The organism is Pseudomonas sp. Marseille-Q0931 (genome assembly GCF_940789645.1).
In the GTDB taxonomy this organism is placed as follows: Bacteria; Pseudomonadota; Gammaproteobacteria; order Pseudomonadales; family Pseudomonadaceae; genus Aquipseudomonas.
This window is the reverse complement of sequence record NZ_CALNWT010000013.1, coordinates 59511-72026: the sequence shown is the minus strand read 5'-3', so window position 1 is coordinate 72026 and position 12516 is coordinate 59511. Positions and strand designations below refer to the sequence as shown.

Below are 12516 nucleotides of genomic sequence, written 5' to 3'. Positions count from 1 at the left end.
TTTCAGTCGTATGGCTATGGACGGGTTTCACTCGAACGTCAGATGAGGAGGTCGCCGGGTGCGTCAGGTACGCAAACTGATGGGCGCGTTGTTCGCTGTTTTCCTGCTGCTGGTGGCGGCGCTGATGCTGTTTCTGGTGCTGTTCGACTGGAATCGCGCGCGGCCGCTGATCAACGAGCAGGTGTCGGCGGCGTTGAATCGGCCGTTCGCCATCGAGGGCGATCTGCGTGTGATCTGGCAGCGCGAACCTGGCCAGCAGGGGTTGAGCGCCTGGATGCCCTGGCCGCATTTCTCCGCCGAGCGCCTGCGTCTGGGCAATCCTGACTGGGCGCAGGGCGATACCTTCGTCAGCCTCGACCGCGTGCGTTTGCGTTTGTCGCCCCTGCCGCTGCTGTGGAAGACGGTGAGCATTCCGAGCATTGAACTCGGCGCACCGAATGCCGATTTGCAGCGCCTGGCCGATGGTCGCGCCAACTGGGTGTTCGACCTGGGTAGCGAACAGGCGGACGACAGCGAGCAGCCCAGCCCCTGGACGCTGGATATTGGCACCATCGCCTTCGATCAGGGGCAGGTGAAGCTCGATGACAAGGTCAGCAACACTGCTCTGGAGGCGGTCATCCAGCCGCTGGGTGAGCCGATTCCCTTCGCCGAGATCGTTGGCAGGAGCGCTGCCGAGCGGCTGGCCGAAAGCGATGCCAGCGCCCAGGACTACGCCTTCGCCTGGCAGACCAAGGGCAGCTTTCGCGGTCAGCCGCTGACCGGTAGCGGCAAGGTCGGTGGTTTGCTGGCGCTGCATGACGCCTCGCAACCTTTCCCGCTGCAGGCGGATGTGCGAATCGGGTCCACCCGTATTCAAGTCGCCGGCAGCCTGACCGGCCCGCAGAATCTGGGCGCCCTGGATCTGCGCCTGCAGCTTGCCGGGGCCAGTTTGGGCCATCTCTATCCATTGACCGGCGTTACCTTGCCAGACACGCCGCCCTACAGTACCGACGGTCGTCTGCAGGCCGATCTGCGTGATGCTGACGGGGCGACCTTTCGCTACCTCGGTTTCAACGGGCGTATTGGCGACAGCGATATCCATGGCGACCTGACCTTCGTCGCGCGCCAGCCGCGGCCGAAACTGTCCGGCCGCCTGACCTCCAACCAGCTGTTATTCGGTGATCTTGCGCCCCTGATCGGTGCTGATTCCAGCGCCGACAAGCGTGAGCGTGGCGAACGCGACACGCAGCCGGCGAACAAGGCCTTGCCGATTTCGGAGTTTCGTACCGACCGTTGGCGCGCCATGGATGCCGATGTGCGCTTCGTCGGCAAGCGCATCGTGCACAGCGTGCAACTGCCGATCAGTGACCTGGATACCCATGTGGTACTCAACGACGGCATGCTCAGCCTGGAACCACTGCGTTTCGGCATGGCCGGTGGCGTGCTTGATGCGCAGATTCGCCTCAATGGTGCAAACACGCCGTTGCAGGGGCAGATGCGCCTACGCGCGCGCGATCTCAAACTCAAGCAGCTGTTTCCCACCTTCGCGCCGATGCAGACCAGCTTTGGCGAGTTGAACGGCGATGCACGTCTCAGTGGCCGCGGCAACTCGGTGGCAGCCCTGCTGGGCAGCGCCGATGGCGAGCTGAAGATGTTGATCAACGATGGTGCGGTGAGCCGCGGGGTGATGGAAATCGCCGGGCTGAACGTCGGCAACTACCTGGTGGGCCGGCTGTTCGGCGACGAGGAGGTGAAGATCCATTGCGCAGCGGCCGATCTCGGCATCGAGAAGGGGCTGATGAGCACGCGGCTATTCGTCATCGATACCGACAACGCGGTGATCAAGGTGGACGGCAGTGCCAACTTCGCCAGCGAGCAACTGGATTTCACCGTCACCCCGGCCACCAAGGGCTTTCGCATCTTTTCCCTGCGTTCGCCGCTCTACGTGCGCGGCACCTTCAAGGAGCCCGCGCCAGGCGTGCAGGCCACGCCGCTGGCGCTGCGTGGTGCCGGGCTGGTGGCACTGGGCGTGGCCGTGGCGCCGGCAGCCGGGCTGCTGGCTCTGGTGGCGCCCAGTGCCGGTGACGAGCTGAGCCAGTGCGAGCCGTTGCTGCAGAAGATCCAGGGCGGCTGATGCTGTTCGCAGTGTTCTACCGTGCATGGGATCCAGGCCGGTAGGCGCTCGGCGATGCCTTCGTGCCTCGGTTACACTGAATTGAACAGCGCCTGGAAAGCAGGAGTCTGTTGAATGGTCCGTGCGTCGATGCGCAGCGATGGATCATCGCCGGCTCCCTGGCGCAGTCGCCCTCACAAAGAAAGGATCTTTTGTAGATGACTCAAGCTCTCGCGCATCGCTGGCGCTTCTTCCGTGCTGGCGGCTTCGACCAGGTGCAACTGGAAACCCCCGCCGACCTCGCCGCGTTGCGCGGCCTTGACCAGAAACTCTGGGCCAGCCTGGCCTGTCCGGTGAACAACCTGGAGCTGGATCGGCGCATGCTGCAGTACATCGACCTGAACAATGACGGTCGTATCCGCGCGCCGGAAATTCTCGATGTGGTGGACTGGACGCTGGCGCGTCTGCGTGACCCCTCCGTGCTGTTTGAGGACGGGCCGCTGCAGCTTTCCTCGCTCACTGACGATGCCGTGGGCGGGCACCTGCGTCTGGCCGCGCAGCGCCTGTTGGGCGTGCTCGGGCGGCCTGATGGCGACAGCCTGACGCCGCTCGATACCGCCGATCTGGCGCAGCTGTTCCCGCCGCAGCAGCCCAATGGCGACGGCCTGGTGCCGGCAGCCCTGACCGAGGATGCCGAGCTCAAGGCCGCCATCGCCGACATTATCGCCTGCCTCGGCGCGCAAACTGACCGCAGCGGCGAGCCGGCCATCGGCGCCGAGCAGATCACTGCCTTCTTCGATCAGGCGCGCCAGCTGCATGCCTGGCATGCCCGCGCTGCCGAGCAGGGGCTGGACGCCTTTGGTGAGGGTACGGTGGCGGCGGTCGAGGCGCTGAGCGCAGTGCGCGGCAAGATCGACGACTATTTCACCCGCGTGGCCATGGCCGAGTTCGATCCGCGTGCGGCGGCACTGATGAACGCCCAGGAAGAAGAGCTGGTGCGTCTAGCCTCGCTGTCGCTGGCCGATGCCGGCGAAGTAGCTGGCCTGCCGCTGGCCGTGGTGCAGCATGGCGACGAGCTGCCGCTGGGCAAGGGCCTGAACCCGGCCTGGCAGCGCGCCATCGACGAGTTCCACCAGCGTGTGGTGGTGCCGGTCTACGGCGAGCAGGACAGCCTGTCGCGCGAGCAGTGGCAGCATCTGGTCGCGCTGTGCAGCAACTACCTGGCCTGGCGCGCCGAGACGCCGAAGGTGGCGATTGCCGATGTGTTGGAGCGTGGGCGTATCCTTGAACTGGTGGAGCAGGGCGCTGAGGCGCGTCTGCTGGCGCTGGTGGAAGAGGACAAGACCGTGGCCGAGGCGGCGGACGGCCTGGTCGAGCTGGACAAGCTGATTCGCCTGCGTCACGGCCTGGTCACGTTGCTGCGCAACTTCGTGTCCTTCCAGGCCTTCTATTCGCGGCACGAGAAAGCCGTCTTCCAGGCCGGCGTACTGTATATCGACGGCAAGAGCTGCGAGCTGGTGGTCGAGGTCGACAACGTCGAGGCTCACGCCAAAATTGCAGCAGCCAGTGATTGCTTCCTGCTCTACTGCGCCTGCACGCGCCGTGGCGAGCCGGTGCGTGGCAAGGAGACCCTGAACATCGTGGTGGCGCTGACTGCCGGCAGCGAGGGCGATATGCAAGCCGGGCGCCATGGCCTGTTCTACGACCGCGACGGCAATGACTGGGATGCCACGGTGGTCAAGGTGGTGCAGAACGCGATCAGCATTCGCGAGGCGTTCTGGTCGCCGTATCGACGCGTTTCCAAGCTGGTTTCCGATCAGGTCCAGAAGCTCGCCGCCAGCCGCGATGCCGACATGGTCAACAAGACCGCCGCCAAGGTTGGGGAAACCGGGGCAGCGCCAGCGGCGGCATCGACACCCGCGTTCGATATCGCCAAGTTCGCCGGTATCTTCGCGGCCATCGGCCTGGCGGTCGGCGCATTGGGTACGGCATTGGCGGCGGTGGTCACGGGCATCCTGTCGCTGGCGTGGTGGCAGGTACCGTTGCTGCTGCTCGGCGTGCTGCTGGCGATTTCCGGCCCGGCCATGCTGCTGGCGTGGTTCAAACTGCACCGCCGCAGCCTGGGGCCGATTCTCGATGCCAATGGCTGGGCGGTGAACGCCAAGGCGCGTATCAGCATTCCCTTCGGCACCGCGCTCACTCAGATGGCGGAACTACCCAAGGGCAGCGACCGTGCGCTGCGCGATCCCTACGCCAACAAGCCGGTGCTGTGGCCTTGGGTCATCGCGCTGCTGCTGGCGCTAGCTGTGGGTTACTACGCCTGGAACAATGGCGCGTTCAGTCCGGAACCCGAGGTGCCGGCCGAAGCGGCGGCGCCCGTTCAGGATGCGGCAGGCTGAACATTGCCCCTGCTCGCGTAGGAGTGGCTTCAGCCGCGAAAGCTGTTCTCGGCTGGAGCCGCTCCTACGGGTGGAATGCTTAGTCGGCCATTTGTGTTTTGGCGGGTTACACCCGCCCTACGTATAGCTAGCCAACAGCTGTGCCACCCAGCGCGGCAACTGTTCGGTAGCCGGGCCGTAGCGTTTCTCGGCGAACAGAGAATGGCCCTGGCTCGGCTCCAGATTGATCTCCAGCGTATGCGCGCCGGCGCGGCGCGCCTGCTCGACGAAACCCGCTGCCGGGTAGACATGGCCCGAAGTGCCGATGCTGACGAACAGCTCGCACTGCTCCAGCGCGTCATGGATGCGCTCCATGTGATAGGGCATCTCGCCGAACCAGACGATATCCGGGCGCAAGGTACCGACCTTGCCGCAGCAGGTGCACGCCTGGCTGACCGGCATGTCTTCCAGTAACGGGAAACGCTGCTGGCAGTTGCTGCACAGCATCGACTGCAGCTCGCCGTGCATGTGCAGCAAGCGTTTGGAACCGGCGCGCTCGTGCAGGTTGTCGACGTTCTGCGTGACCAGCAGGAACTCGCCCTGCCAGCTGGCCTCCAGCTCAGCCAGGGCCAGATGCCCGGCATTCGGCGCAATGGCCGGATCGCGCAGCTGGGCGCGGCGCATGTTGTAAAACCGTTGCACCAGTGCCGGATCGCGGGCGAAACCTTCGGGCGTGGCCACCTCTTCGATGCGGTGGTCTTCCCAGAGCCCATCAGCGGCGCGGAAGGTGCGGATGCCGCTCTCGGCGGAGATACCCGCGCCGGTCAGGATGACGATGTTCGGGTGGGTCATTGCTGCTCCAGGGCGGGTCGGGGTCAGGCGCCACTTTATGCCAACACGGGCGATGTGGGGGAGGGCCAGGCAGGCTGCTTGTCATTCCTGGCGCGACAGAATCGCTGAACTCTCACCATCACTTCGTATCCACAGATCACGGCCCTGGTCTGGACGGGGCAGTGGTTCGGGGAGCGAGCGATGACTGAGAACAACAACGCAAAACCTCTGCGCATCACCCTGACGGCCTGGGCGGCCGTTGTTCTGGGTGCGCTGCTGGCGCTCGGTGGCGCCTATCTGTTGTGGCTGGGTGGTTCCTGGTACTACCTGCTGGCCGGCCTCGGCCTGCTGCTGGTGGGTGTGCTGATGCATCGCCGTCAGCGTGCGGCGCTGTGGCTGTATGCCTTGGTGTTGCTGGCGAGCCTGGCCTGGACGATTTACGAGGTGCGCTTCGACTGGTGGCAGATGGCGCCGCGTATCGACCTCTGGTGCGTGTTCGGTCTGTGGCTGTTGCTGCCCTGGATCAACCGGCACATAGCGCCTGAAAAGCCCTGGCGTGATGGTGCCAGCGTGGTGCTGGGTATCGGCCTGCTGCTCGGCGCGGGCATGGCGGTTTATTCGCTGACGCAGGATTATCACCGCCTGCCTGGCCGTTTCGACGAGCCGCGCATGGCCGCTGCTGAAGGGGTACCAGCCGGCCGTTCGGCCAGCGAATGGACTGCCTACGGTGGCTCGTCGCGTGGCGAGCGCTACGCCAGTGCGGAGCAGATCACCACGGCCAATGTTGGGCGGCTGAAGAAGGCCTGGGAGTTTCACACCGGCGACCTGCCTGGCGAGGGCGACCCCGGCGAGATCACCAACCAGGTGACGCCGCTGAAGGTCGGCGACAACCTGTTCATCTGCACGCCGCACAGCATCGCCATCGCGGTCGACGCCGACACCGGCGAGGAGCGCTGGCGCTTCGACCCGGCGATCAACCGCCAGGCCGACTACTACCAGCACATGACCTGCCGCGGCCTGGCCTATCACGATGCTGCAGCGTACCGCGGTGCGCCGATTGCCACGCAAGATGGCGCGGCGCCGGAGCCATCGCCGGCGGCGACGCCGCGCTGCACTCAGCGCCTGTTCCTGCCGACCAACGATGCCACGCTGTACGCGCTCGATGTGCACGACGGCAAGCCCTGCGAGGATTTCGGCGAGGCCGGCATGGTCGATCTCAAGGTTGGCCTGGGTGATGACGCGCTGGGCGTCTACCTGCCCACCTCGCCGCCGGTGGTGACCGAGAAGCTGGTGATCGTCGGTGGCTCGATCACCGACAACGGTTCGGTGGACTCGCCGGGTGGGGTGATCCGCGCCTACGACGTGCGTAGCGGCGAGCTGATATGGAACTTCGATCCCGGTCGTCCCGAAGCCACTGAGCCGCTGGCCGATGGCGAGACCTACGTGCGCAGCACGCCCAACTCCTGGACCATCGCCACGGCGGACGAGGCGCTGGGCCTGGTGTACATCCCCATGGGCAACCAGACGCCTGACCAGTGGGCGGTAGAGCGCAGCCCCGAGGCCGAGCGCTTCACTGCGGCGCTGGTGGCGCTGGATCTGGAAACCGGACGGGTGCGCTGGGAGTTCCGCACGGTGAACCATGACCTCTGGGACCGCGACCTGCCATCGCAGCCCAGCCTGGTGGACATCGAAGGTCCTGAGGGGCCGGTGCCGGCGATCATCCAGGCGACCAAGCGCGGCGATCTGTACGTGCTCGATCGGCGCAGTGGCGAGCCCATCGTGCCGGTCAACCAGCGACAGGTCCCGCAGGGCACGGTGGAAGGCGACTTCGCCGCGCCGACCCAGCCGGTCTCCGCGCTTACCTATGCGCCCGATGAGCCGCTGCACGAGCGTGACATGTGGGGCGGTACGCCGTTCGACCAATTGATCTGTCGTATCCAGTTCCACCGCCTGCGTTACGAGGGCGACTTCACCCCGCCATCGGAGCAGGGCTCGCTGATCTATCCGGGCAACGTCGGGGTGTTCAACTGGCCCTCGGTGGCGATTGACCCGCAGCGGCAGATCCTCTTCGGCGCGCCCAATTACCTGGCGTTCGTCTCGCGTCTGGTCAAGCGTGAGGAGGGCGGCGGGCAGGCCGGTTCCGGTGGCAGCGAAGTGGGTCTGCAACCCAACCTCGGCGCGCCTTACATGGTCAGCCTGGAACCCTTTCTGTCACCGCTGGGGCTGCCCTGCCAGGCGCCGCCATGGGGCTATGTCACGGCGGTTGACCTGCGCAGCATGGACAAGGTCTGGCAGCGCAAGAACGGTACCAGCCGCGACAGCGCGCCGCTGGGCATCCCCCTGACCGTCGGCGTGCCGAACCTCGGTGGCCCGCTGATTACAGCCAGCGGCCTGGGCTTTCTCAGCGGCACGCTGGACTACTACCTGCGCGCCTATGACATGCGCACCGGCGAGGAACTGTGGAAGGACAGACTGCCGGCAGGCGGCCAGGCCACGCCCATCAGCTACGTTTCTGAAAAGACCGGCAAGCAGTACGTGGTGGTAATGGCCGGCGGGCACGGCTCGTTCGGCACGCGCATGGGCGATTCGCTGGTTGCCTGGACGCTGGAGGAAGAGGAGTAGCGGGTACAAGGCCCACTAAGCGGTGATGCGGTTCATTTAGGGCCGTGTGCGCTTAGCTCCCCTCTCCCATTTATGGGAGAGGGGTTGGGGGAGAGGGCTGAAAGTAGCGCAGAGCCGCGGTCTTTCCCCTCTCCCTAGCCCTCTCCCCAGGAGGGCGAGGGGACTGACCACGTTCCCCCCATCCCCTATGTGAACAGCATTGCCGTAGAACGGGCCTTGTCCGCTATTAGTGATGCTCGCGGGTGGCGCGGAATTTCACTTCCGGCCAGCGCTCTTCCATCAGGCTGAGGTTGACGCGGGTCGGGGCCAGGTAGGTGAGGTGGCCGCCGCCGTCGACGGCGAGGTTCTCATAGGCCTTGTCCTTGAATTCCTTGAGCTTCTTCTCGTCGCTGCATTCGATCCAGCGCGCCGACCAGACGTTGACCGCCTCGTAGGCGCACTCAACCTTGTATTCCTCCTTCAGACGGCTGGCGACCACGTCGAACTGCAGCACACCGACGGCGCCGAGGACGATGTCGTTGTTGCGCTCGGGGAAGAACACCTGGGTGGCGCCTTCTTCGGCCAGTTCCTGCAGGCCCTGGCGCAGCTGCTTGGATTTCAGCGGGTCCTTCAGGCGCACGCGGCGGAACAGTTCCGGGGCGAAGTGCGGGATGCCGGTGAAGCCCAGGCTTTCGCCTTCGGTGAAGGTGTCACCAATCTGGATGGTGCCGTGGTTGTGCAGGCCGATGATGTCGCCAGCATAGGCTTCGTCCAGGTGCTCACGCTCGCTGGAGAAGAAGGTCAGGGCGTCGCCGACGCGCACGTCCTTGCCCAGGCGGGCGTGGCGCATCTTCATGCCCTGGGTGTACTTGCCCGAGCAGATGCGCATGAAGGCGATGCGGTCGCGGTGCTTGGGGTCCATGTTCGCCTGGATCTTGAACACGAAACCGGAGAACTTCTCCTCGGTCGGCTCCACGCTGCGCTCGTTGGCTGCACGCGGCAGCGGGCGCGGCGCCCAGTCGACCACGGCATCGAGCACATGGTCGACGCCGAAGTTGCCCAGTGCGGTGCCGAAGAACACCGGGGTCATCTCGCCCTTGAGGAAGGCATCCGGCTCGAACTCGTGGCAGGCGCCCTGCACCAGCTCCAGCTCCTCGACGAAGCGCTCGTACATGTCGCCGAGGTGCGCGCGGGCTTCATCGGAGTCGAGGTTCTGAATGATCTTGGCTTCGGTGCGCTCGTGGCCGTGGCCCGGGGTGTAGACGATGATGTAGTCGCCGGTCAGGTGGTAGACGCCCTTGAAGTCCTTGTAGCAGCCGATCGGCCAGGTGATCGGCGCGGCCTTGATCTTCAGCACCGCCTCGATCTCGTCGAGCAGCTCGATAGGATCGCGGATGTCGCGGTCGAGCTTGTTGATGAAGCTGACGATCGGCGTATCACGCAGGCGGCACACATCCATCAGGGCGATGGTACGCGGCTCGACGCCCTTACCGCCGTCGAGCACCATCAACGCGCTGTCTACCGCGGTCAGGGTGCGGTAGGTGTCCTCGGAGAAGTCTTCGTGGCCGGGGGTGTCGAGCAGGTTGACGATGTGCTCGCGATAGGGGAACTGCATCACCGAGGTGGTGATGGAGATGCCGCGCTGCTTCTCCATCTCCATCCAGTCGGAGGTGGCATGACGGTCGGATTTACGCGACTTCACGGTACCGGCGACTTCGATGGCCTTGCCCATCAGCAGCAGCTTCTCGGTGATGGTGGTCTTACCGGCGTCCGGGTGGGAAATGATGGCGAAGGTACGGCGCTTGGCGACTTCGGCGGCCTGGGTGGTCATGAATATGTGCCTGGATTGAATCGTTGAGGGCGCCTCAGGCGTCCGGAAAACTGGCGATTATACCGATAACTGCGGGCGCTGGCGGAGGCACGGCCATCGGGTTTGCGTCGCGCTGACAGGCAACGCAGGTTGGGCCAATCGGGCGATGCGTAAATATCGCGTAAAAGAATGGTTATGAAAATTATTCCCATATAGAGTAGCCGCCCGTCGCAGTGGGTCAGGGTAAGGGTGGCTCCGTCGTGTTGAAGAAAATCATCTTCCAGTTGCACTGGTTCTTTGGCATCAGTGGCGGTCTGGTGTTGGCTATCATGGGCATCACTGGCGCCCTCTATAGCTTCGAAGGCGAGATCATCCGGGCGCTTAACGCAGAGCGCTGGCAGATCCAGCCCAGCGAGCAGGGGCACCTGACTCCGGCCGAGCTGGCTTCGCGGATCGAGACGGCCACCGCTGACCGCGTCACCGGGTTGTGGGTCGATGGTCGGCACGACGGGCCAGGCATGGCATTTCTTTCCCCTCCACCGGGTGAGCGGCGCGGGCCGCGCATCGTGTTCGACCCTTACACCGGTGAGGTGCTGGCCAAGCCGATCGGCCAGGACTTCTTCCAGTTGATGCTGATGCTGCACCGCTTCCTGTCCATGGGCGAGGTGGGCAAGCAGATTACGGCTGCCAGTACCCTGGCGCTGCTCTTTTTTTGCCTGTCCGGCCTTTATTTGCGCTGGCCACGCAAGGCGCTGAGCTGGCGCACCTGGCTGACCCTGGACTGGAAGAGGAAAGGCCGCAGTTTCAACTGGGACCTGCATGCTGTCGCCGGTACCTGGGCGCTGTTGTTCTATCTGTGCGCCGGGCTCACAGGCCTGTATTGGTCCTATGACTGGTACCGCGAGGGGCTGACGCACCTGCTTTCCGATACGCCACCGGAAAAACGCGAAGGCCGTGGTCGCGGTGGCCGCGAGATGCCCAACGGTGCATTGCCCGAAGTCGACTATCACACCATGTGGCAGAGCATCCAGCAGGCAGCGGGGCCCAAGCTGATCGCCTGGAACCTGCGCCTGTCGCCGGTAGCGGGGCAGCCGGCTACGGTCTTGTACATGCTCGACGATGCCGACCACGTAAGCGCATTCAACCAGTTCCAGATCGATCCGCAGAGCGGCGTAATCAGCCGTCACGAACGCTACGTCGACAAGAGCTTCAAGGCGCAGCTGCTGGCCAGCGTCTACGCGCTGCATGTCGGTGAGTACTTCGGCCTGCCGGGGCGCATCCTGATGATGCTGGCCACGGCGGCCATGCCACTGTTCTTCATCACCGGCTGGCTGCTGTATCTGGATCGCCGACGCAAGAAGCGCGCGGCACTGGCCGCACGAGGCTCGCTCAAGGGGGATGATGCGGCAGGCGGTTGGCTGGTCGGTTTCGCCAGCCAGAGCGGTTTTGCCGAGCAACTGGCCTGGCAGAGCGCCGGGCAACTGCAGGCCGCCGGTATCCCGGTGCGGGTCGAGCCGCTTTCGCGCGTCGATGCCGACAGCCTGCGCCAGGCGCGCAAGGCGCTGTTCGTGGTCAGCACCTTCGGCGATGGTGAAGCGCCGGACGCGGCCCTGGGTTTCGAGCGCAAGGTGCTTGGCGCCTCGCTGCCGCTCGATCAGTTGAGCTATGCCGTGCTGGCCCTGGGCGATCGGCAGTATCAGCACTTCTGTGGCTTTGCCCGGCGTATCAACGACTGGCTGGGTTTGCAGGGCGCGCAGCGCCTGTTCGACAGCGTCGAGGTCGATGGCGCCGACCAGGCCGCGTTGCAGCGCTGGCAACAGCATCTGAGTGACCTGACCGGCGCTGCGCCGGTTCGCTTCGAGGAGGCGCCCTGGCAGAACTGGACGCTGAACGAGCGGCGCCTGCTCAACCCTGGCAGCCAGGGCGCGCCGGTATTCCTGCTCGGCCTGACGCCGCCCGAGCAGAGCGCCTGGCAGGCTGGCGACATCCTGGAGATCCGTCCGCGTCACGACGCCGCTGCCGTGCAGACCTGGCTGCAGCATTCGGGCTTCGACGGTCTCGAACCGGTGGTGCTCGATGGCCAGGCGAGCAGCCTGGGCGAAGCGCTGGCCGAGCGTCAGCTGCCGGAAAGCTTCGCCCATCTGGTTGGGCTGCATGCCCAGGCGCTGGTCGACGCGCTGGTGCCGCTGGGTACGCGTGAATATTCCATCGCCTCGGTGGCAGCCGATGGTGTGCTGCAACTGATCGTGCGCCAGGCGGTGCAAGCCGATGGCCGTCTCGGCCTGGGCTCAGGCTGGCTGACCGAGCACCTGCCCGACGGCGGCCAGTTGCTGGCGCGAGTGCGGCGCAACAGCGGTTTCCATCTGCCGGATGATGATCGCCCGCTGATTCTGATCGGCAACGGCACCGGTCTGGCCGGGCTGCGCTCGCTGCTGCGCGCGCGCGCACTGGCAGGGCAGGGGCGTAACTGGCTGCTGTTCGGTGAGCGCAATCGCGCCTGCGATTTCTTTTGTGGTGACGAGCTGCAGGCGGCGCTGGAGGCAGGCGAGCTGCAGCACCTGGATTCGGTGTTCTCCCGCGACCAGGCCGACAAGCGCTACGTACAGGATCTATTGCGCGAGCGGCACGAACGCTTGCACGCCTGGCTGGCCGAAGGAGCTGCCATCTACGTCTGCGGCAGCCTGCAGGGCATGGCCGGTGGCGTCGATGCGGCACTGCGCGAACTGCTCGGCGACGAGGCGGTGCAGTATCTGGTCGAGGAAGGTCGCTATCGCCGCGACGTGTATTGAGCCGAACTGGCCACG

The 12516-nt window shown here is 65.2% G+C and carries 6 protein-coding genes; 4 read left to right on the top strand and 2 right to left on the bottom strand.

Annotated elements, in window-relative coordinates; translation table 11 throughout:
* The first annotated feature begins 58 nt into the window (after positions 1-58).
* Positions 59-2113 (top strand): AsmA family protein, encoded by a 2055-nt coding sequence (locus P3C50_RS19310; protein ID WP_275547198.1) that lies wholly within the window; start codon positions 59-61, stop codon positions 2111-2113.
* A 197-nt stretch (positions 2114-2310) separates the two neighbouring features.
* A complete protein-coding gene (locus P3C50_RS19305; protein WP_275547197.1) occupies positions 2311-4491 on the top strand; it encodes a hypothetical protein in 2181 nt (726 codons plus the stop codon).
* Between the two features lie 117 nt (positions 4492-4608).
* On the opposite strand, the gene cobB is transcribed toward P3C50_RS19305, so the two are convergent.
* Positions 4609-5322: a Sir2 family NAD+-dependent deacetylase gene (gene cobB, locus P3C50_RS19300; RefSeq protein WP_275547196.1), complete on the bottom strand. Its 714-nt coding sequence runs from the start codon at positions 5320-5322 to the stop codon at positions 4609-4611.
* 180 nt (positions 5323-5502) lie between these two features.
* On the opposite strand from cobB, the gene P3C50_RS19295 reads away from it, so the two are divergent.
* Entirely contained in the window at positions 5503-7923 is a 2421-nt protein-coding gene (locus P3C50_RS19295; RefSeq protein WP_275547195.1) for a membrane-bound PQQ-dependent dehydrogenase, glucose/quinate/shikimate family, read from the top strand.
* A 226-nt stretch (positions 7924-8149) separates the two neighbouring features.
* On the opposite strand, the gene P3C50_RS19290 is transcribed toward P3C50_RS19295, so the two are convergent.
* The gene (locus tag P3C50_RS19290; protein WP_197857617.1) at positions 8150-9733 is read right to left on the bottom strand and encodes a peptide chain release factor 3; all 1584 of its coding nucleotides are present in this window, start codon (positions 9731-9733) and stop codon (positions 8150-8152) included.
* A 239-nt stretch (positions 9734-9972) separates the two neighbouring features.
* On the opposite strand from P3C50_RS19290, the gene P3C50_RS19285 reads away from it, so the two are divergent.
* Positions 9973-12501: a sulfite reductase flavoprotein subunit alpha gene (locus tag P3C50_RS19285; protein ID WP_275547194.1), complete on the top strand. Its 2529-nt coding sequence runs from the start codon at positions 9973-9975 to the stop codon at positions 12499-12501.
* The last annotated feature ends 15 nt before the right edge of the window (positions 12502-12516 follow it).